Genomic DNA, 20407 nt, shown 5'->3' with positions numbered 1-20407 from the left:
GCGGCCGACCCTCGTACGGGGCGCGGCCGGTCGGTCGCGCGCCCGCGGCCGGGTACCCCGTGATCGACTCGCGCACCCGCCGGGGACGCGAACGCGGGGCCCGAGCAGCGGGGCGTCGGCGCGCGCGTCATGACGGCACGAGGGCCGCGTCAGGAGTTCCGGAGGGGGTCGTGGCCCCAGTTCATCAGCGAGTACCGCCAGGGCGAGTCCCGCGCGTCACCGGACGGCGACTGGGCGCGGTGGCGGCGTACGTACGAGACGACCTCGCGCATGTGCGCCACGTCGTCCTCCGTGAGGTCGCCCTTCCTCGTACGCAGCAGGGTGACGACACGGCGCCCCGAGGCGTGCCCGGTGCTCTCGCCGCCGCCCTTCTTCTGGCCGACCTCCTGCGAGGCGTCGGTGGCCAACCAGCGTTCCAGTTCGCGCGGCCGCATGTTCACCGCGTCGCGGAAGGCGGTGACGGTCCGCTCAGCGGCCGCGTCCACGGCTGCCCTCCCCTTTCCGGCGCAACGCCTCGGGCCGGTGCACGGCACGGCCGCCCGACTTCTCGCTCTCGACCTCGTACTGCGGCTCCTCCGGCGAGGCGTCCACGGTCCGCCCGCCCGCGCGCGCCCGCCCGGTGATCTTCCTCTTGACGCGCCCCAGGGCCTGGCTCCCGTGACTGGCCCAGGCCACTCGTTCGTTCTTCTCGAACTTCTTGTGCTTCGCCATGGCGACTCCAACCGGGAGGGGAACTCCCGTGGCGGGTCTCCGGGGCGTCCGGGGCGAAACGCGGGGATTCGTCCTCCCCGGGGGCGGTATCGACGGCCGCCGCTCGGTCGCCTGGCCACGCCGCACAACGAGAACGTCCCGGACGGCATGCCGTCCGGGACGTTCCCTTGGTGTGGCTGGGGCCGAATTCGAACCGGCGACCTATCGCTTTTCAGGCGATCGTCGCATAGGAATGATCTAGGGAGTCTGCATGTCGATCCGACGTGAAGTGGAAGACCTCGTCGACGCGGGAGCCTTCCCGTCCGAAGAGGCCGCCGAAGAAGAGATCGCCGAGACGCAGCGCCTGCTCGAAAGAATCACCGCTCCGGTCACTGTCGAAGAGGCGCAGGTCCTCACGAAATCATTCGGTTTCGATGATTGCTACGGACTCTCATGGACCTTGCTTCATCTCATCGAGACCGCGCCGAATGCCATGACGGCTGTATATAGTGAGAACAGTGGCAACCCGTGGGTCGAATTGCTGAACGCGCGCGTAGAAAATGCACGCAAGAGCCACAGCTAGGTGTTGCGGGGCATGAGGTTGCAGACGCGGAGTCGGTACGTGAGTGTCGGGTTTTTCGGCGGCAGGATGAGAACTGCCAAATCACTCGTCCATCGGCGTGAAGGACCCGCCTGATGTCTCACCGTAATGCCCCGCTGTCGGTCAAAGGCCGCCGTCGCTTCATCGACCCCGACGGCGGCACCAACCGCACCCGCCGCACAACGAGAACGTCCCGGACGGCATGCCGTCCGGGACGTTCCCTGGGTGTGGCTGGGGCCGGGGTCGAACCGGCGACCTATCGCTTTTCAGGCGATCGCTCGTACCAACTGAGCTACCCAGCCGCAGCGGTCCTGACGGGCTTTGAACCCGCGGCCTCCACCTTGACAGGGTGGCGAGCACTCCAAACTGCTCCACAGGACCAAGCGTCGTGCATGCGAGAGCAAGTCTCGCACAGGTGTTGCGTGCCCCCAACGGGATTCGAACCCGAAATCGTTACCTCGCTGACCTGCGGAGATTCGCGAGGGCCGGGCAACTACACCCGTTCGCGTCCCCCCGAGTCCAGCTCGATCCTCCTCGATCCTGCCCCCGTGCTGACATGTCAGCACGGGGCTGCGTGCCGTTGTGATTGCAAAGATCGGTTATCGGGCCGGCTGATCGCGTGTGGAAGGCGGGGTCGGCAAGGGTGTCCGGCAGCCTCGCGGTCGGTACGTGTGGCTCGCCTCGCCCGTGCCGAGCAGCTGGCTCTCTTGGTCGACGGGAAACGGGAAGCCGGCTCGTGGTCCCTCGCCGTACCTGTTCGCGATCGCACCGGTCACCCTGTTTTGGACATCAGAATACACAATGATGTACGGTCTCCGTATGGGTAGACCGCGAGGGTTTGATGAGGTGGCGGTGCTGGACGCGTCGGTCGGCCAGTTCCGCGTGTACGGGTTCGCGGACACGACCACGGAGCAGTTGTGCGTGGCGGCCGGCGTGCGGCGTAGCAGCCTGTACAACACGTTCGTCTCCAAGGACGAGTTGTTCGTCCGCTCCCTGGAACGGAGCGTTTCCCTCATCCGGGAGCAGTTGGAGGCGGTCCTGACGAGCCCCGGGCGATCGGGGATCGAGCGCCTCGAGGCCCTTTTCTCGTCCATCCTTGAGGAGGAAGCCGAGGCAAGGAAGGAAGGCCATGCTGCGGGTTGCATGATCGTAGCTTCGCGGATGGCGCCCGATCTTGGTGCTCGCGAGCCTCGAGTGCAGCGGATCCTCGACCGCTTCCACGATTACCATCTCTCCCTCGTGACTGGTGCGGTGAGGATCGGACGAGGCGACGGCAGTCTGCGAGCAGACGTCACGCCTGGCGATGCCGCACTCGCGATCGTTTCCGCGACCTTCGGGATGCGGGTCCTGTCGCAGTCGGGTGCCACGCTCGACGAGCTGCGCAGGGTCGCAGACCTGCACCTCGACTCAGTAAGAGCGTGAGCTCGCGCTGACGTGGGCTCTTGCCTGCCTGCTTTTTGTACTTTCAGATACGGATCGATCCACGTGCGGCGAGCGAGGAGCAGCGTTGGGCCTCGCGGACTGTCGTAACCGCCCACTGACAACCGTGCGCCCGGGCGGCCGGGCAGAAGAAGCAAGGAGGGTGAGCATGTCGACGGATCTTCCCCGTTCACGGCCGCAGTGGCACGCCGGTGAGGAGGCGATGCACCGGCTTCTCCGGGTGCCGTACGAGGACAATCCCACGACCCGCGGGTTGCCAGCCGTGTACGGATCCACTCTGCCTCACTTCCCGCTTTTCGCTCTGGGAGCGGTGGATCGCCACGACCGTGTGTGGACCACACTGTTCGGTGGCCGACCGGGGACGGCAGGGCTTGTGTCGAGCGGAGTTCTGGGCCTGGCCTTCCCGGCGCGGCTACGACGTCTGCCCGTGGAGGAGGGCGGTGGCTGGGTCGGCCCGGACCCCGTACTGGAGGCACTGGTCTCCGGCACGCCTTCCAGTGACGGACAGCCCATCGACCTCAGCGGGAAGACGGTATCCGGTCTGGCGCTCGACCTGGAGACACGGACCCGCGTCAAAGTGGCCGGCAGGGCGATCCGCGGCGCGGTCCTGGAAAAGCAGCCGGCCGGTGGGACGGTTCCCGCCGGCGGTACGGAGCCGGTGGACGTGCGACTGGCCGTCGCTGTCGAAGAATCCCTGGGTAACTGCCCCAAGTACCTGAACAGGAAAAGGATATGGCCTCATGATGGGCCATCAGGCAGCACGAGCGACTTCCTCCCCTTGCCGCCCGACGCGGTGGAGCTCGTGGGGAGATCGGACATATTGTTCATCTCCAGTCGCCATGGTGGCGAAAGCATGGACACCAACAACCGAGGCGGCGCACCCGGGTTCGCGCGAATCCTCAGGAACTCCGACGAGGGGGTCGCCCTCGTATATCCGGAGTACTCGGGTAACCGGCTCTTCCAGACGCTGGGGAACCTGAAATCCGACCCTGCTGTCGGAATCACCTTCCCCGACTTCGAGAGTGGCGATGTTCTGTACGTCACTGGACGGGCAGAGGTGCTGGTCGGGGCTGACGCGGCGGCGCTGCTGCCGCACACGAAGCTGGCGGTGCGCGTCACGGTCGAAGCGGCACGCTTCGTGAGGGCGGGACTGCCGTTCCGCGGGAAGTCGTATGACCAGTCGCCCTACAACCCACCGGTGCGCAAGCTGGCCTGCGAAACCGACGGATCGGACCCCGCTGTCGCCGGCGGTACCGACGCGGAAGGGAATCCGGTGGGTGTGGCGAACGCGACTTTGATCCGCGGGACCCGAGTGACGCCGACGATATCCCGGTACACCTTCCGGCTCACTCCGGACCCGTCCTCTTCGTCGGCGCGCGAGAAGTTCGCCCAACTCAGGCCCTGGCGCGCAGGGCAGTACGTCACGTTTGACTTCTCCGCCGCACTCGACCGCGGCTGGTCGCACATGCGAGACCACGACCCTGGGTCACTCAACGACGACTACGTCAGATCCTTCACGATTTCGAGCCCACCCGCGCCTCCGGCTCCCCGTACCACTCACGGATCGGAACCACAGGGGCCGCTGTACGGCGCCGAGTTCGACATCACGGTACGCAGACACGGCCCCGTCACGAAACTCCTCGCCCGGTGGACGCCTGGAACCACGCTTGAGGCCGCGGTCCTGGGATTCGGGGGCGAAGAGGACGCGAGTTACGTCGGCGCCGCGAACGCCGACCCTGACGCAGAACTCGTCGTAGTCGTTGCCGGAGTGGGAGTCACTCCGCTGCTGGCACAGGTGCGAGCGGTGTGGAGATCAGGGCTTAAGCTCTCCGTCCTCTGGAGCCTGAGTGCGGAGGATCTGCCTCTCGCCGTCGACACCCTCAAACGGCACGACGGGCTCGGAGCGGCGACGAACCTCTTCGTAACCCGTGTTCCTGCCTCCGGGCACGAGACGCAAATCCAAACCCTGGTCCGGATCGGTGCTCACGTACACACACGAAGAATCGAGAAGGCTGACTTCCTGTCCCAAGGTGCGGCAGGGCGCCGACGGTTCCATGTATGCACAGGGCCAGGGCTTCGGAACTCAATCCTGGAATGGGCGGCCGGGGAAGACGTGCGGTTCGAGAGCTTCAACCACTGACCGGCCTCCCTTTCCTCCGCAGCCTCCGCTCCGGCACTCGGCACTCGGCGACGCGCCGTCGCGATTCCCCGAAAGATCCATCCCTCTACGGAAAGCGGAACCATGAACGCCACGCTTCCCCGTGTCGTCCTCGTCCATGGAGCGTTCTCGGACTCCTCCGGGTTCGCCAGGCTCAGCACGCTGCTCGATCACGCCCACATACCGCACGTGGCCGCACCCAATCCCCTTCGCGGACTGCACACCGATGCGGCCGCTATCGGCGCTGTCGTCGAGGCGATCGACGGACCGGTCGTCCTGGTCGGCCATTCCTACGGAGGAGCCGTCATATCCCAGGCCGCCGCCAACCTCACCAACGTGACGGGCCTGGTCTATCTCGCCGGGTTCGCCCTGGAAGCCGGGGAGAGCGTGATGAGTTCCCAGCATTCGTTCCCGCCTTCCCTCATCGGGAAGGCAGCCCGTCCCACGCCCTACGAAGCGCACGGGTCGGCCGGAGGCCCTGACGTCTACCTCGCGACCGACCTCTTTCCCGAGGTCGTAGCGGCCGATCTGCCCGCGGAAGCCGTCGCGGTGATGGCCGCCTCGCAGCGGCCCATCGCCCATGCGGCGCTCACCGAACCTGCTACGGCAGCCGCGTGGCACACGATCCCCTCCTGGTACCTCCTCGCCGGGCAGGACCGCGCCCTTGTCCCCGAAGCACAAGCCTTCATGGCGGACCGGATGAACGCCACCACCGCCTCCGTGCTCAGCTCCCACGCGGTGCACATCGCCCATCCCGAAGTCGCCGTCGCCCTCATTCGCGAAGCGACGGAAAGGCGGAGTTGAGATGGCGGTCCTCCCCGAGTTCGCCTTTCGCCGATGTCACGACGTCGTCAACAAGATCCATTCCGCTTTCTACTTCTCCCCCGAATTCGGCACGGAACTTGCCGAACTGGGACTTGAGGACCGAGCTGCTGCCTACTTCGTCGGCCGCGCAGCGCCGTTCGGGAGGGTACGAGCGGGGATCATCACCTCGGCCTTCTTCGTCTTCGACCACGCGCTGGTGGCCCGTCACATCCCCGCGGTGTGGGACGTCGTTTCCCCCGAAGCCGCGTTGGCAGCCCGGTTGCGGGCCGTGGACAAGATGCTGAGGCGGCGGTTGGGCGAAGTGCTCATCGCTTCCCAGGAAATGATCGAAGCTGCGGATCTGGCTCTGCTCGCCACTCAGGCGTGCACCCGGCAAGCACGTCCTCTCTACGCGGCCAACGCGGATCTGCCCGTGCCGGAGCCGCCGCACCTGGCTCTGTGGTACGCGGCCACGCTGTTGCGCGAACACCGCGGTGACAGTCACGTGATCACCCTGGTCAACTCCGGCCTGGACCCGGTTGAGGCACTGGTCTCGCATACCGCGACCGGACAGGGGAGGCCTGTCGAGTGGGTCCTCGAGACCCGTGGTCTCAGCACCCACGACTGGCAGGCTGCTGAGCGGCGTCTCCGCGACCGTGGACTGCTCACCAGCGATAACGTGCTGACGGCGGCGGGCGCTCAGCTTCGTGAGAAGATCGAGGCCGATACCGACCGCCTGGACGCGGCCCCGTACGAGTACCTGGGGGGCCGGGGCGTGGCCCGGCTCACAGAGCTTGCCACCGCTTTCAGCGCCTCCATCGCCGAGGACGGGAGCACCTCGGCGGATTCCCGCGCGGGAGCCAGCGGAGGCGGCTGATCCGGAGTCCTCTCGGAGCCGACCTGGCCCCCGGCCCCGGCCCCGGGCTCGCACGCGGAGCCGGGGGTGTGTCGTCATGGGTACCTGCTTCGGCCTGCAAGGGCGGTGCGATTGTGTGCTGCCCGAGACGTCGAGGGCGGGTGGCTGTCCGCGCGGGGAGGCCGTGTGCCACGACGTCGTCTGACCGCTGAGAAAGGCCCCGATCCGGGGATCGGGGCCTTGATGGTGGCTGGGGCCGGGGTCGAACCGGCGACCTATCGCTTTTCAGGCGATCGCTCGTACCAACTGAGCTACCCAGCCGCAGCGGTCCTGACGGGATTTGAACCCGCGGCCTCCACCTTGACAGGGTGGCGAGCACTCCAAACTGCTCCACAGGACCAAGCGTCGTGCATGCGAGAGCAAGTCTCGCACAGGTGTTGCGTGCCCCCAACGGGATTCGAACCCGAAATCGTTACCTCGCTGACCTGCGGAGATGCGGCGAAGCCCAGCAGCTACGCCTTTCTGTGTCCTCCTGGGGTCGGCTCGATCCCCCTCGATCCTGTCCCCGTGCTGACATGTCAGCACGGGAATTATGTGATTGCTGTTGCGAATTTCAGGTCGCCTGGGGGCGACTTTCCCGTTCCGGGCGTTGACGGGAGGCTCTGCGCCGGGGCGGAAGGCGGCGCGGGGCTCCCGGTTCGGAACGGAGGGTGCCGGGGTCAGTTGCCGGAGACGAGCCCTGGCACGGCCGCGAGGGTCCGTGTCAGTTCGGAGGTGGGGAGGCCGCCTCCCTGGGCAAGTTCGGGTGTGCCGCCGCCGCGCCCGGACAGCAGCCGCTTGACCAGCGCCGAGGCGTCGAGCCCGGCGTCGCGGGCGGCCTGGTTGAGTGCCACGACGACGACGGCGGTCCGCCCGGCTTCCGTACCGACCACGGCGACGCCGGGGCGGCCGGCGGGCAGTTGGTCGCGTACGGCGCCGGCGAGGTCCCTGGCTGGTGCGGCGCCCTCGCCGGTCGTGGCGGTGGCGACGAGTACGCCGTGTACGTCCTCGGCGTGTGCGGCCAGTTCGGCTGCGCGGGTACGGGTGGCCTCCTGCCGGAGGCGCTGGTTCTCGCGGTCGGCCGCCTTGAGCCGGTCGAGCAGCCCGGCGACGCGGTCGGGCAGTTCGGCCCGAGGGGCTTGGAGCTGTTCGGCGATACGGGAGACCAGGTCGCGCTCGCGGGCGAGGTAGCCGAACCCCTCGACGCCGACGGCGGCCTCCAGCCTGCGCATGCCTGCGCCGACGGAGGACTCCGCGGTGAGGGTGACCACTCCGATCTGTGCGGCGTGGTCGACGTGGGTGCCGCCGCACAGTTCGCGGGACCAGGAGCCGCCGATCTCGACGACGCGGACCTGCTCGCCGTACGTCTCGTCGAAGAGTGCGAGCGCGCCGATCTCACGCGCCTCGGGCAGTGTCATCCAGCGCACGCCGACGGGCAGGTCGCGGCGCAGCGCCTGGTTGGCGGCCTGTTCGACGTCGTCGCGGGTGGCGGCGGACAGACCGCCGCGCCAGGGGAAGTCGAGGCGGAGGTGGCCGGGGCGGTTGTACGAGCCGGACTGGAGCGCGGTCGGCCCGAGGACCTGGCGCAGGGCGGCGTGCAGGACGTGGGTGCCGGAGTGCGCCTGGCGGGCGCCGAGCCGCCATTCGGGGTCCACCGCGGCGTGCACGCCGTCCCCGACGGCCAACTCGCCCGCCGTGACGCGGACCCGGTGGGCGACCAGACCGGGCAACGGCCGTTGCACGTCGAGGACTTCTGCCTCGACGGAGGTACCGGAGAGGTGTCCGGCGTCGCTGTCCTGGCCGCCGGACTCGGCGTAGAACGGGGTGCGGTCCAGGACGGCGGTGACGATCTCGCCCTCGCCCGCGGTGGGGACGGTGCCGTCCGTGCCCAGCAGGGCGAGGACGCGGGAGTCGGTGGTGAGGGTGTCCCAGGCCCGCCAGTCGGTGGGGCCGTGCGCGTCGAGGACGGGGCGCAGGGCGGAGGTGTCGGTGCCGCCCGACTTGCGGGCGCGGGCGTCGGCGCGGGCGCGTTCGCGCTGTTCGCGCATGAGGGCGGTGAAGCCGTCGCGGTCGACTTCGACGCCCTGCTCGGCGGCCATCTCCAGAGTGAGGTCGATGGGGAAGCCGTACGTGTCGTGCAGCAGGAACGCTTGCGCGCCCGGCAGTTGGCGTCCGTCGGCCGCCCTCGCCTGCGCCACCGCGCTGTCCAGGACGGTGGTGCCCTGGCGCAGCGTCGCCCGGAAGGCGTCCTCCTCCCCGGCCGCCTGGTCGGCGATCCGGGCATAGGACTCCGCGACCTCGGGGTAGCCGGGCGCCATGCGGTCGCGGGCCACGGAGAGGAGCTCGGGGAGTACGGGGTCCTGGTGGCCGAGCTGGCGCATGGAACGCACGGTGCGGCGCAGGATGCGGCGCAGCACGTACCCGCGGCCCTCGTTTCCCGGTGAGGTGCCGTCCGTGAGCAGCATGAGGGCGGTGCGGACGTGGTCGGCGACCACGCGCAGGCGTACGTCGTTCTCGGGGTCGGCGCCGTAGCGGACTCCGGCGATTTCCGCGGCGCGGTCGAGGACGGGGCGGGTCTCGTCGGTCTCGTAGAGGTTGTCGACGTCCTGGAGGAGGGTGGCCATGCGTTCCAGGCCCATGCCGGTGTCGATGTTGCGGCGGGGGAGGTCGCCGAGGATCGGGTAGCCGGACTTGCCGGTGCCCTCACCGCGCTCGTACTGCATGAAGACGAGGTTCCAGAACTCCATGTAGCGGTCCTCGTCCACGGCGGGGCCGCCCGCGGGTCCGAAGGCGGGGCCCCGGTCGTAGTACAGCTCGGAGCACGGGCCACACGGCCCGGGTACGCCCATGGACCAGAAGTTGTCCTCGTCGCCTCGCGCCACGATCCGTTCGTCCGGCAGTCCGGCGACCCGGCGCCACAGGTCGCGGGCCTCGTCGTCGCTGTGGTGGACGGTGGCCCAGACGCGGTCCGGGTCCAGGCCGTAACCGCCGTCGGCGGTGGGGGTGGTGGACAGCTCCCATGCGTAGGCGACGGCTTCCTCCTTGAAGTAGTCGCCGAGGGAGAAGTTGCCGTTCATCTGGAAGAAGGAGCCGTGCCGGGTGGTGCGGCCAACCTCCTCGATGTCCAGGGTGCGTACGCACTTCTGCACGCTCGCCGCCCGCGGCCAGGGCGCGGCGACCTCGCCGGTCAGGTACGGCTTGAAGGGAACCATGCCCGCGTTGACGAACAGCAGCGTCGGATCGGGCGTCGGCAGCGGTGCGCTGGGCACCACGGTGTGGCCGCGCGCGGCGAAGAAGTCGAGGAAGCGGTTGCGGATCTCGGCGGTGAGCAAGGGGGGTCTCCGGTGGTCACAGGGGCCGGGCGGCCAGATGCCGGGCGGGGTGGCGGGGGCCGAGGAACACGGCGATCCCGTGGCCCTCGGGGCGGGGTGGGTGGCCTGGGTCCAGCCCTGGCGGCGGTAGAAGGCCAGGGCGGGGGCGGACCGTACGGAGGTGAGGAGCCAGGCGCGGCCCTTCGGCGCGTCCGTGGTCACGGTGGCGAGCAGTTCCGTGGCGATTCCGTTGCCCTGGTGGTCGGGGAGGACGGCCAACTCGTCGATCTCCCGTGCGCCGCAGAGCCAGTCGGCGGTGCGCCGCGGTCCGAGGGAGGCGGCGGCCTGGGGGTAGCAGCGGCCGGTGGGGAAGGGCGTACCGGTGGTGAACGCGGTGGCGAAGCCGACGACCTCCCCCGCGTCGAACGCGAGGGCGGCGGTGAAGCCGGGGCGGCGTACGTCCGCCGGGAGGCGTGCCGCGAACGCCGCCGTCTGCTCCGCGCCCTCGTTCCACGGCGGTGCGCCGAACGCGCCGACGTGGACGGCCCGCAGCCCGGCGGCGTGACGCAGCACGACGGCACTGTCCACGACGCGTACGGTCACCGCGTCGCCACCCGCGCGCCGACGGGGTGGAGGGCGGCGTACTCCAGCGGTGCCGACGGGTCCACCGACAGATCGAGTGGCGCCGGTTCGGCACCGGAGCGTACGAGGAGGTCCCCGACGGCGGCGATCATCGCTCCGTTGTCGGTGCACAGGCGCAACGGCGGTACGCGCAAGGTGATACCCGCCGCCCGGCAGCGTTCCTCGGCGAGGGACCGTACGCGCGAGTTCGCGGCGACGCCGCCGACCACCACCAGCGTGCCCACGCCGTGTTCCGCGCACGCCGCGACGGCCTTGCGGGTGAGCACGTCCGCCACCGCCTCCTGGAGTGAGGCGGCGCCGTCCGCCGTCGGCAGGGCGCGGCCCGCGTGGCCCTCCGCCCAGCGGGCGGCGGCGGTCTTGAGCCCGGAGAACGAGAAGTCGTACGGATGGTCCGGCGACCCGGCCAGTGGGCGGGGGAAGGCGACGGCGCGCGGATTCCCCGTACGCGCCGCCCGGTCGACGGCCGGGCCGCCGGGGTAGGGCAGGCCGAAGACGCGCGCGACCTTGTCGAAGCACTCCCCGGCCGCGTCGTCGAGGGTGTCCCCGAGGTGCGCGATCGGGGACCGTACGAGATCGCGTACGAGCAGCAGCGAGGTGTGCCCGCCGGAGACGATCAGCACCACGCAGGGGTCGGGCAGCGGCCCGTGCTCCAACGTGTCGGCGGCGACGTGCCCGGCCAGGTGGTGCACGCCGTACAGCGGGACACCGAGCGCGTACGCGAGGCCCTTCGCACCGGCCAACCCCACCTGGAGCGCGCCGGCGAGGCCCGGCCCCGTCGTCACGGCGACCGCCCCGACGTCCGCGAAGCCCAGGCCCGCGTCATCCAGCGCCTCCCGTACGACGGGCCGCAGCGCCTCGACGTGCGCGCGGGCCGCGATCTCGGGCACGACGCCGCCGTAGCGGGCGTGCTCCTCCATGCTCGACGCCAGCGCGTGGCCCAGCAGCCGTCCGCCGCGTACGACTCCCGCGCCCGTCTCGTCGCACGACGACTCGATGCCGAGCACGACCGGAGAACCCACGGCGACCCCCTCCCGTACTCCTGCACGCATTGAGTTGTTGCAAACAGTACGCAATAAGGGGCGAGGTCGGTGCCCCCGGTGTGTGCGGCTCCGTCCGCATGCGATCTCTCGCGTCCCCGCCCGTACGCCCGCGACTTCCGGGCCCGCGAACGCGCCCTGCGTACGCTGGACCGCACCACGCTGGAACTCCTGGCCCGGCTGCCGGAGACCTGCCACCCGATGGACGTGCTGCGTACGGCCGTGAGCTTCTTCGGCGCCGAGGACTCCGCGGAGGACGACGGCAGCCCCGCCGTCAATCGCGCCAAGTCCCTCACCCTGCTGGCCAGGCTGCCCACCGTCGTGGCGGCCGACCAGCGCCGCCGCCGCGGCCTGGCCCCGGTCCCGCCGGACCCCTCCCTCGGGTACGCCGAGAACTTCTTCCACATGTGCTTCGGGAGCGTGCCCGACCCGGCCGTGGTCCGCTGCTTCGAGATCTCCCTGGTCCTGTACGCCGAACACAGCTTCAACGCCTCGACGTTCACCGCCCGCGTCGTCACCTCCACCCTCTCCGACCTCCACAGCGCGGTGGCCGCCGCGATCGGCGCGCTGAAGGGGCCCCGGCACGGGGGCGCCAACGAGGCCGTGATGCACATGCTGCGGGAGATCGGCGACCCGCGGCGCGCCGGGACATGGCTGGACGAGGCGCTGGCGTCCCGACGGAAGATCATGGGCTTCGGCCACCGCGTCTACAAGCACGGCGACTCCCGCGTACCGATCATGCAGGACGCCCTCGACCGGCTCGTGGCGCGTTCCCCCGACCCCGAGGCGACCCGCCTCGCCGAACTGCGGCAGGCCATGGCCGACCGTACGGGCATCCACCCGAACCTGGACTACCCCGCGGGCCTCGCGTACCACCTCATGGGCTTCGACACCCCGGCCTTCACCCCGCTCTTCGTGCTGAGCCGCCTCACCGGCTGGACCGCCCACATCACCGAACAGCTCGCGCACAACGCCCTGAACCACCCGCTCGCCGCGTACGACGCCTCGGGGCAGTGCCCGATACCGGACGCCGCGTGATCCTTTGTCAGGTGAACAAGGGGCACCGGTCGGCGGTGTGCTGCGCACTCGAAGTAGCACGGGTTCCGAACGATAGACGAGCGCAGCTCTCCGCTCGGTCGTCGGCTCTGACGGCGTGACCTGTCATCCCAGGTCGGCCGGGTCGCCGGCAGCGGGTGCCGCTGCCGCAAGCCTGTCCGGGTGCAGGGCGGCGGCGATCTTCTCGACCGTTTCGGCGTTCTCCACTCCGGCGATGGTGGTCCGCTCCAGCCCGATCCGCAACAGGCGGCCCTTCTTCACAGCGGTGAGCCCCTTGGTCGCCTCGTTCGTGCGGAGCCAGTTCCGGGCGTCGTCGAATGCCTTCTCGTTCGCTTCCACGCTGCCTCGGTTGCGCACGCCCAGCTGGATCCAGTCCGGGTTCCTGGAGAGCACCTCCTCCCAGCCCACCTGGCGGTGGTCGTCGTCGCAGTCGGAGAAGATGCTGCGTGCACCGGCGAGAGTGATGACGGCGTTGGCGACCTGCCGGTTGCACGCCACGGTGAGTTCCTTGGTGCCGCCGTCGATGTCGAACAGGAAGTAGCTGGGCTGTTCGTTCCGCGCGATACCGCGCACCGCCTTCTGTACGGTGTCGACCTTCTTCCGCATACCGTCGATCAGTTGGTGCGCGCGTTCGCTCCTGCCCGTGACCGCGCCGAGGCGGGTGATGTCCGTCTCCACCGCGTCCAGGTCCGTCACCGGGGCATCGCCCGTCGGTGCGCACGCCGTGGACTTGAGCTGGAATCTCTTGATGCCCGCGGCCTTGAACTCGGCATTGCTGGGAGCGCCCATCCCGCCACCCTCGCCCACCGGGGCGAAGGTGTTGACGTAAAGGTCCGCGCCGGACACAAGGAGCTTCTCCCGGGGGATGACGGTGCGGCTGAGTACCTTCACCTTCTGCGCCTGTGCGTCGAGTTCGCTGGGCAGGGTGCCGCGGCCGGGTGGCCATCCCGTACCGACGACCCTGTCACCGGCGCCCAGACGCAGCAGTAGTTCGAGGCTGGAGGCGTTACTGGTGACGATCTTCTCCGGAGGCTTGTCGAAGACGGTCTGGGCACCGGAGCAGTCGGTCACCGTGACCGGATAACCGGGCGCCTTGTCGGCGTCGGCTCGCGCTTCTTTCCCGTCGTCCCCCGAACAGCCCGTGGCGAGCAGGAGGAGTACGGCAACGACCGCCGCCCACCGTACGGTTGGACGCATCAGCTCTCCTCGGGGCGTCCGGCGCACGAACGGGCTGCCGTGGCGCTCGGATCAGTAGTCGCCTCGACGGAGTGACGAGTTCCCTCCGGGCGGCCCCTTCTTCGGGAGCACACACGCGCGGAGGTGCAGTGGTCCACGGTCCGCCCCCATGGACCGGCGTGCTGTCGTCGTCGGGCCGTGGCCGTCGTCTGCGGACAGCCGACGGTGGCGATGGCGGGGGCGGCCAGCGGTAGTCCGCTTTCCGCCCCCGCACCGTCCGGGCCGTCAGGCACTTTACGGAGGCTTGATCCGAGGCCGGTCAGATCTCAGGCCGCCGCCTCGTCCACGAGAGTGGCGCGTTCGGACTCGCGGATCTGCTCGATGAGGGTCGTACGGGCGCGGTTGACCCGTGAACGCACGGTACCGACCGGACAGCCGGTGACCAGAGCGGCCTCGGCGTAGGGCAGACCGACGAGCTGGGTGAGGACGAACGCTTCTCGCCGTTCCTTCGGCAGCGCCTCCAACAGGCCGGCCAGTACGACACCCTCCTCGAAGCGAGACGTTCCGCGGGAGTGCTCGCGTTCCGCCGCGAACTCCCAGTCCGGGGTGTCCGCAATGCGAGGTCGGGCGGCGGCGTGCCGGAAGCTGTCGACGACGGACCGGCGTGCGATGGACAGCAACCAGGTACGGGCCGAGGAGCGGCCTTCGAAGCGGTGCAGGCTGCCCAGGGCTCTCAGGAAGGTGTCCTGGGCCAGGTCGTCGGCGGCCTGTGGATCCGCGCACAGGTACGCGACGTAGCGCAGTACGTCGCGGTGCAACATGCGTACGAACTGCTCGACCGCTTCCGGGTCGCCGCCGCGCGCGGCGAGCGCGAGAGCGGTCGTCGCGGCGTCGCGCGAGTCGGGCAGGGCAGGAGTGATCACCTTGTGTCCTTCGGGGGTTCCGGGATGTCCGGACCGGACACGTGGCGAATCGGCGCGCTCGGAGCACGCACGGCGCGGCGCATCACAGATCCGGTGTGGAAGCGGCCGTACGCGGAGGCACGACCGATGCCCGGGCCGTCGTACGAGCACGTCGGGGCCGGGTAACCAGCTGTCGTCAGAGGACAGCGGTTCCGGCCGGTGGGCCCCGCGAGGTGATCGAGTGGACGAGCAGGACGCTGCGCGGCCCCCGGTCCGAACGGCCCCTACGGCCGTGGACACGTGGGCACTCCGGGGGTACGGGCAGGCGGAGCACGACGCGGAGCGGTGGGAGGAACCGGCCGGCCAGGGCACGCAGGATCCTGAACGCTGCGCGCTCTCCGTGGGCGAGCCACAGTCCGCACAGCAGTGCGGCGGCCAGGTGGGCCGCGAGCATGCCCGTCGAGTTCATGCCGACCATGTCATGGCCCATGGAACCCGTGCCGGGGGTGCCGTGGCCCAGGGAGTCCACGGCATGCGTGGCATGCGTGCCCCCCGTTCCGCCTGTCCCGTGGCCCATGGCGTGCATCAGCGCCGACGTGGCCTCCGGATCCAGATCCTCAGGTTTCGCAGAGGGACCGCACAGCAGGTCACGCGCCCACTGCTCGGCGAGCGACGCTCCCGCGGTCCCGGCCTCTTCGGCACGGGCCTGCGCGAAGGCGAAGGAGGAGTGGAGCAGGCCTTGGACGACGACGGAGACGGAGACGACCAACAACGGTCCCCGCTCCCGGGCTGCCAACCCCCACGACACCGCACCGGTCGCCAGGGCCGCGGCGCCCAGCGTCCGCCACGGCACCGCGGTGCCCGACATCATCACGTGCCCCAAGGCGGCGAGCAGCACGCACACGGCCGCGAACACCGCGGCCCGTGCCGCACGGGAACACCACCCAGGAGTCATAGCTTTTTCATCCTCGCACCCACGCCGAGGAAGCCTTCGACGGCCCTGACGAACCCCGCGGCCCACCGTTACGGGAGCAGGGGCCATGGCCCAGGTCACATCACGCGACCGGAACTCGGCACGGGCCCGGGCCGACTACTGGTCGTGGCACGGAGAGGTGTTCTGCGAAGCGAGGGAGCGTCTGTGACGGTCGGACCCCGGGATGCGGGAAAGACGGAAGGCGCGGGCGGACGTACCAGGGGCGAGGTCGCGTTGACAGCTCTGCTGACGTGCGCCATGGCCTTCTCGATGATGCAGCTTTTTCTGCTGGGGGCGCTCGGACCACGGATCGTCGGCGACCTGGAGGTTTCGCCGACCGTACTGGGCCTGACCACCACGGTGGGCTTCGGCGCGGCAGCCCTCCTCTCCCCCGTCGGGGGGCGCGTGGTCGACAGGGTGGGGCCCCGGCGCTGCCTCGTCGCGCTGCTCGGAGCCTCCGCCGCCGCTCTGGCGTTGATCGGCGCGGCACCCGGAGCCGGGTTCCTGCTGGCCGCGGTCGCCCTGGGAGGCCTTCCCCAAGCCCTCGCCAACCCGGCCACCAACAAGGCGATTCTGGCTGTCGTTCCCGAAGCTCGGCGAGGTCGGGCCACCGGCCGGAAGCAGTCAGGTGTGCAGCTCGGAGCGTTCGCCGCCGGGCTGCCGCTCAGCGCCCTCGCCGGCCTGGTGGGATGGCGCGGCGCTCTGTGGACCGCCGCTGTGGCGGCGGTGATTGCGGCCGTATGGGCCGCTCGCGCCCTGCCGGTCGATCCGCCACCGCGGTTCACCCCGACCGCTTGGCCGCCACGTGGAGCCATCGTGTGGCTGTCGGCGTACTCCCTGCTCCTGGGCAGCGGTATCGCGTCCGTGAACACCTATCTGGCGCTGTACGGCACCGAGCGCCTCGGAATCGGCCCGACGGGGGCCGGCGCGCTCGTGGCTGTCCTCGGCATCGCAGGCATCGCAGGTCGCCTCGGCTGGTCGAAGGCGGCCGACGCGCCGGGGCGGGCCCCATGGTTGCCGGGCGGCTTGGCCGGCTGCGCCGTGGCAGCCGCGCTTCTCCTCGCGGTCTCGGCGCACGCGCGGCCCCTGGTGTGGCTCGCGGCGGTCGGCGTCGGGATCTTCGCGGTGGCGGCCAACGCCGTGTCCATGGTCCTGGTGATGCAGCGCGCGGCACCGGGACGCGCCGGCCAGGACTCCGCGCTCGTGTCGGCGGGCTTCTTCGCCGGGTTCGCCCTGGGACCGCCGCTGTTCGGGTCGCTGGCCTCCTCGGGGAGATACGACGTCGGGTGGCTGCTGGTCGCGGTCGAGTTCGCCGCGGCGGGGGCGGTGGCTCTGTGGTGGGCGGCTCGGGAACGTCGGCCGGGGGTGGTGGACCGGTGACGGCGTCACGCGATCGGTACCCCCTCGACGCGAGCAACCAGGGGAGAGCCGCCGACGTCTCCTCCGCGTCCGGTCGGGAACGCGGCGATCGTCACGGGGCTCCTGCCTGGGCGGACCGTGCCCTCTCCGCGCTCCTCGGCCGGGTCTCCGTCACCCACGCGCATGTCGGCGACCGCTTCCCTCTCTTCGCCGCCCCGGACACCGGGACCTGGACGACATCAGGACGCGGATCGTGGACCGGAGGGTTCTGGGCCGGACTGCTCTGGCTGCGTGCGGCCCACACGGGGAACGAGGCGGATCACGCCGCCGCCGTCCGGTGTACCGCCCGGCTCGCCACGATGCTGGACGCGGACACGGCGACCCGGGGGTTGATCTTCTGGTACGGAACCGCTCTCGCGGACGACTCCGCCTCGCAGGTGCTCCGTGAGCGGGCTGCTCGAGCCTGCCTCGACGCGTACGACCATGAACTCGGCCTCGTGCCCTGGGGCTCGGCCTTCGGCGGTCCACGGCTGCTGGCTCGGGTCGACGGCGTGCCGGGGCTCGTGCCACTGCTGGCGACGGTTGATCCTTGTGCCGCCCGGTCGCTTCTACGGCGTCACCTCGAACTCTGCCTGCCCGCCGGAGGATCCGGCTGGTGTTGGCGGTACGAGCCGCGGACCGGATGGACCGCCCGTCGGGACCCGCCGCCGGGCTGGAGTCGAGGCCGCCCCTGGTTGTTGCTGGCCCTCGCGGACGCCGTACGGCACCTGGGCCCGGAGGGATTCCGCTCCGTCGCGGCCGAGTTGCTGCCACCGCGTGGCGTGCCGGTGGCTGACGAGGGACGGCCCTGCGGGCCCCTCGACACCTCGGCCGCGGCCATCTCGGCACTCGCCCTGTTGAAGCTCGGCCACCGTGACCAGGCCGCCGATCTTCTCTCGGAGCTGGTCGGCGGTCACCTGAGCCAGGACGGACGCCTCCTGGACGGCTGCTACGACCTCGGCTCCGGAACGGCCGTACGACACGAGTTGGTATGGGGAAGTTTCTTCCTGGCCTGCGCGCTGGCGGTGTTCACCGGCCGCATCGGTGCCTACTCCGCATAGGTGGCGTCTGCCCGGACGTCGCCTAGATGAGTGAGTCCGATGTCCGTCCTGGTCGCGACCATGGCGAAGGGCGCCCGTTGGTCAGTGTGTGAAGACAAACCTGGACGCCCTTCTGGCGGCACTGTACGTGTTCATCGACGACCACGTGGCGCCTTGTCGCCGGATCGGGCGACCGCCGAAGCTGACGGACGCCGAACTGATGTGCCTGGCCGTGGCCCAGGTCCTCCTCGGGTTCCCCTCGACCCGGCACTGGATCCGCTTCGCCCACGCCCGCCTCGGCCACCTCTTCCGCTACCTGCCCCAACAGTCCGCCTACAACAAGCGCCTCAACGCCGCAGGTCCGCTCATCAGCCGCGTGATCGAGGCACTGGCCAGGCAGGTGCCGACCTGGAACGACGACCTGCGGCTGATCGACTCCACCCCGCTGCCCTGCGCGGCCTCCCGCGAGACCGTCAAACGCTCCGACCTGGCCGGGCACTGCGGCTACGGCTTCTGCCGCAGCCACTCCCGCTTCTTCTGGGGCTTCCGCCTCTACCTGGTCACCACCGCCGAGGGCATGCCTGTCACCTGGTGCCTGGCCAACCCGAAACTCGGCGAACGGGAGGTGATGACCGCGCTCCTGGAACGCGAACACCACCTCGTCCGCCAAGGGCAGGTGATCCTCGCGGACAAGGGCTTCGCGGGCAAGGAGTTCGAAGCGTTCGTCGCCGAGCGGCTCGGCGCACACCTGGTGCGGCCGGACCGCAAGGACGAACCGGTCCGGCACGGGAAGATCGCCCGGGTCCGCCAGTGGATCGAAGCCGTCATCGACACCCTCAAAGGCCAGCTCAGCCTCGAACAACACGGCGGCAGAACCCCGGCCGGAGTCTTCGCCCGCACCGGACAACGACTCCTCGCCCTCGCCGCCGGCATCTGGCACAACTGGACCACCGGCGCACCCATCAAACGATCACTGATCGCCTACGACCACTGAAGACATCGGACTCATTCATCTAGGTGGTGTCCGGGGCGCAGCAGACGGCGGGCCACCGACGTGACGTGCAGTTCGTCGGGGCCGTCTAGGATGCGGGCGACGCGGCCCGTGCGGAAGAGAGCGGGCAGCGGGGTGTCCGGACCCAGGCCGGCCGCTCCGAACACCTGGATCGCCGAGTCCGCGACCTGCTGGAGCGTCCGCGCGGCGGCGACCTTCGCCAGGCCCACCTCGACATGGGCGTCGGCCCCTTCGGCGAGAAGGTCCACGGCTTCGTACACGAGAGGTCGGGTGGTGCGCAACGCGAGCAGGGACTCGAAGAGATGGCTTTGGACGAGCTGCAGTTCACCGAGGGAGCCGCGCGAACGGCAGCGGGTGGCGGCGCGTCCGCGCATCAGGTCGAAGGCACGATGGGCCTGTCCGATCCAGCGCAGGCAGCGGAGGGTACGGCCGAGTTGGAGACGTTCACCGGCAACCGCGAGTGCCCGGCCCGGTTCACCGACCACATGGTCGTTCCCGACGCGCACGGCGTCGAGCGTGATCTCTCCCTGGCCGTGCGCGCCCAGGACGGGGAGGCTCCTGACCACACGAAACCCTTCGGAGTCCGTGGGCACCAGGAAGAGGGACAAGCCTTCTCGATCACCGTCCACTCCGTCCGTACGAGCGAGAACGGTGACCAGGTCGGCGTCCACGACTCCGCTGGTGAACCACTTGCGGCCGGTCACCCGCCACGTCCCGCCGGGGCCCCGTTCGGCGCGGGTCGCGGTCAGGAAGGGGTCGGTGCCGGGGGTGTCCGGTTCGGTCATCGCGTAACACGCGCGCAGTTCTCCGGCCGTCAGGCGGGCGGTGTACCGATCACGGGCGTACCGGCTGGCGTGTCGGCCCAGCATGAGGACGTCGAGCAGTGGAGCGGAACCGAGGGCAGCCGGCCCGTGATCGCTGGCGCCCTCCGCCTCCGCGACATGCGCGTACGAGGTCAGGGACAGTCCCTGGCCGCCGAATTCCACGGGGAGCGGCAACGCCCACAGTCCGGCGGCCTTCGCCTCCCCCTGGAGGCGGCGCAGCTCGTCCGCGGCAGCGCGGCCGCCGCCGTCGAGGACCGGCTCGCAGGGCACGACGTGCTCGTGCACGAACGCGCCGACCCTGTGGCGCAACTGCGCCACACCGTGAGGGCAGGAAGGTTCCCCTCTGATGTCCCACGCCTGATCTCTCATCACATATATCCCTGTATGCGGGAACTCTCCCCGTCGACCGTCCGACTTCCTTGCATGCAACTGGTCGGGAGCACGGACC

General features: G+C 70.1%; 16 protein-coding genes, 4 tRNA genes and 1 pseudogene. 9 read left to right on the top strand and 12 right to left on the bottom strand.

The annotated features are described in order from the left end of the window. Positions 1–149 precede the first annotated feature (149 nt). Both D7M15_RS28995 and D7M15_RS28990 read right to left on the bottom strand, forming a co-directional pair. A complete protein-coding gene (locus tag D7M15_RS28995; protein WP_276314450.1) occupies positions 150–485 on the bottom strand; it encodes a DUF3140 domain-containing protein in 336 nt (111 codons plus the stop codon). Further along, a complete protein-coding gene (locus D7M15_RS28990; protein ID WP_240649292.1) occupies positions 469–711 on the bottom strand; it encodes a DUF2945 domain-containing protein in 243 nt (80 codons plus the stop codon). Before D7M15_RS28990 ends, D7M15_RS28995 begins: the two co-directional genes overlap by 17 nt. Positions 712–961: 250 nt before the next feature. Here D7M15_RS28990 and D7M15_RS13105 point away from each other — a divergent pair, with 250 nt between their 5' ends. Further along, positions 962–1273 carry a hypothetical protein gene (locus D7M15_RS13105; protein ID WP_127201747.1) on the top strand — a complete coding sequence of 104 codons (312 nt, stop codon included), beginning with the start codon at positions 962–964 and terminating at the stop codon, positions 1271–1273. Positions 1274–1519: 246 nt separating this feature from the next. Here D7M15_RS13105 and D7M15_RS13100 read toward each other — a convergent pair. Both D7M15_RS13100 and D7M15_RS13095 read right to left on the bottom strand, forming a co-directional pair. Further along, positions 1520–1593 (bottom strand) — tRNA-Phe (locus D7M15_RS13100). 4 nt (positions 1594–1597) lie between these two features. Beyond that, positions 1598–1672: transfer RNA gene (locus D7M15_RS13095), tRNA-Asp, on the bottom strand. A 465-nt stretch (positions 1673–2137) separates the two neighbouring features. Here D7M15_RS13095 and D7M15_RS13090 point away from each other — a divergent pair. The 4 genes from D7M15_RS13090 (at position 2138) to D7M15_RS13075 (ending at position 6570) form a co-directional block, all read left to right on the top strand. Further along, positions 2138–2713, top strand: a complete 576-nt coding sequence (locus D7M15_RS13090) for a TetR/AcrR family transcriptional regulator (RefSeq protein WP_240649291.1) — start codon at positions 2138–2140, stop codon at positions 2711–2713. 166 nt (positions 2714–2879) lie between these two features. Further along, complete coding sequence (locus D7M15_RS13085; RefSeq protein ID WP_127201746.1) at positions 2880–4871, top strand: pyridoxamine 5'-phosphate oxidase family protein; 1992 nt, start codon at positions 2880–2882, stop codon at positions 4869–4871. Between the two features lie 102 nt (positions 4872–4973). Beyond that, entirely contained in the window at positions 4974–5693 is a 720-nt protein-coding gene (locus D7M15_RS13080; protein WP_121517672.1) for an alpha/beta hydrolase, read from the top strand. Between the two features lies 1 nt (position 5694). Continuing rightward, the gene (locus tag D7M15_RS13075; RefSeq protein WP_121517671.1) at positions 5695–6570 is read left to right on the top strand and encodes a hypothetical protein; all 876 of its coding nucleotides are present in this window, start codon (positions 5695–5697) and stop codon (positions 6568–6570) included. A 223-nt stretch (positions 6571–6793) separates the two neighbouring features. Here D7M15_RS13075 and D7M15_RS13070 read toward each other — a convergent pair. From D7M15_RS13070 to tsaD, 4 genes are all read right to left on the bottom strand, one after another. Further along, positions 6794–6870: transfer RNA gene (locus tag D7M15_RS13070), tRNA-Phe, on the bottom strand. A gap of 4 nt (positions 6871–6874) precedes the next feature. Then, positions 6875–6949: transfer RNA gene (locus D7M15_RS13065), tRNA-Asp, on the bottom strand. Between the two features lie 319 nt (positions 6950–7268). Further along, entirely contained in the window at positions 7269–10487 is a 3219-nt protein-coding gene (gene alaS / locus D7M15_RS13060) for an alanine--tRNA ligase (protein WP_240649290.1), read from the bottom strand. Positions 10488–10498: 11 nt separating this feature from the next. Beyond that, entirely contained in the window at positions 10499–11560 is a 1062-nt protein-coding gene (tsaD, locus tag D7M15_RS13055; protein ID WP_121517669.1) for a tRNA (adenosine(37)-N6)-threonylcarbamoyltransferase complex transferase subunit TsaD, read from the bottom strand. Between the two features lie 135 nt (positions 11561–11695). Here tsaD and D7M15_RS13050 point away from each other — a divergent pair. Further along, positions 11696–12616 (top strand): annotated as a pseudogene (locus D7M15_RS13050) (citrate/2-methylcitrate synthase); the annotation flags it as partial. Positions 12617–12739: 123 nt separating this feature from the next. Here D7M15_RS13050 and D7M15_RS13045 read toward each other — a convergent pair. The 3 genes from D7M15_RS13045 to D7M15_RS13035 all read right to left on the bottom strand — a co-directional run bounded on the left by D7M15_RS13045 (position 12740) and on the right by D7M15_RS13035 (position 15667). Further along, positions 12740–13831: an ABC transporter substrate-binding protein gene (locus D7M15_RS13045; protein ID WP_121517667.1), complete on the bottom strand. Its 1092-nt coding sequence runs from the start codon at positions 13829–13831 to the stop codon at positions 12740–12742. 305 nt (positions 13832–14136) lie between these two features. Continuing rightward, positions 14137–14733, bottom strand: a complete 597-nt coding sequence (locus D7M15_RS13040; protein WP_240649289.1) for a sigma-70 family RNA polymerase sigma factor — start codon at positions 14731–14733, stop codon at positions 14137–14139. 175 nt (positions 14734–14908) lie between these two features. Then, positions 14909–15667 carry a hypothetical protein gene (locus D7M15_RS13035; protein WP_121517666.1) on the bottom strand — a complete coding sequence of 253 codons (759 nt, stop codon included), beginning with the start codon at positions 15665–15667 and terminating at the stop codon, positions 14909–14911. 183 nt (positions 15668–15850) lie between these two features. Here D7M15_RS13035 and D7M15_RS13030 point away from each other — a divergent pair, with 183 nt between their 5' ends. The 3 genes from D7M15_RS13030 (at position 15851) to D7M15_RS13020 (ending at position 19117) form a co-directional block, all read left to right on the top strand. After that, positions 15851–17065, top strand: coding sequence for an MFS transporter (locus D7M15_RS13030; RefSeq protein WP_346428801.1), 1215 nt, complete (start codon positions 15851–15853; stop codon positions 17063–17065). 338 nt (positions 17066–17403) lie between these two features. Further along, positions 17404–18144, top strand: a complete 741-nt coding sequence (locus D7M15_RS29520; protein WP_346428800.1) for a hypothetical protein — start codon at positions 17404–17406, stop codon at positions 18142–18144. An 88-nt stretch (positions 18145–18232) separates the two neighbouring features. Then, complete coding sequence (locus tag D7M15_RS13020) at positions 18233–19117, top strand: IS982 family transposase (RefSeq protein WP_121517663.1); 885 nt, start codon at positions 18233–18235, stop codon at positions 19115–19117. 11 nt (positions 19118–19128) lie between these two features. Here D7M15_RS13020 and D7M15_RS13015 read toward each other — a convergent pair whose 3' ends face one another. Further along, complete coding sequence (locus tag D7M15_RS13015; RefSeq protein WP_121517662.1) at positions 19129–20328, bottom strand: acyl-CoA dehydrogenase family protein; 1200 nt, start codon at positions 20326–20328, stop codon at positions 19129–19131. Positions 20329–20407 lie beyond the last annotated feature (79 nt).

Origin of the sequence: Streptomyces sp. Z26, assembly GCF_003665095.1 — a bacterium.
Classification (GTDB): domain Bacteria; phylum Actinomycetota; class Actinomycetes; order Streptomycetales; family Streptomycetaceae; genus Streptomyces; species Streptomyces phytohabitans.
This window is presented reverse-complemented; position numbering and strand designations above follow the sequence as displayed.

What these genes read in the sequence shown, in the direction of transcription:
- D7M15_RS13080 (WP_121517672.1), top strand. Translation starts at nt 4,974, where the DNA reads ATGAACGCCACGCTTCCCCGTGTCGTCCTCGTCCATGGAGCGTTCTCG.
- D7M15_RS13075 (WP_121517671.1), top strand. Translation starts at nt 5,695, where the DNA reads ATGGCGGTCCTCCCCGAGTTCGCCTTTCGCCGATGTCACGACGTCGTC.
- D7M15_RS13105 (WP_127201747.1), top strand. Translation starts at nt 962, where the DNA reads ATGTCGATCCGACGTGAAGTGGAAGACCTCGTCGACGCGGGAGCCTTC.
- D7M15_RS13045 (WP_121517667.1), bottom strand. Translation starts at nt 13,831, where the DNA reads ATGCGTCCAACCGTACGGTGGGCGGCGGTCGTTGCCGTACTCCTCCTG.
- D7M15_RS28990 (WP_240649292.1), bottom strand. Translation starts at nt 711, where the DNA reads ATGGCGAAGCACAAGAAGTTCGAGAAGAACGAACGAGTGGCCTGGGCC.
- D7M15_RS13085 (WP_127201746.1), top strand. Translation starts at nt 2,880, where the DNA reads ATGTCGACGGATCTTCCCCGTTCACGGCCGCAGTGGCACGCCGGTGAG.
- D7M15_RS13035 (WP_121517666.1), bottom strand. Translation starts at nt 15,667, where the DNA reads ATGACTCCTGGGTGGTGTTCCCGTGCGGCACGGGCCGCGGTGTTCGCG.
- D7M15_RS13015 (WP_121517662.1), bottom strand. Translation starts at nt 20,328, where the DNA reads ATGAGAGATCAGGCGTGGGACATCAGAGGGGAACCTTCCTGCCCTCAC.
- D7M15_RS29520 (WP_346428800.1), top strand. Translation starts at nt 17,404, where the DNA reads ATGCTGGACGCGGACACGGCGACCCGGGGGTTGATCTTCTGGTACGGA.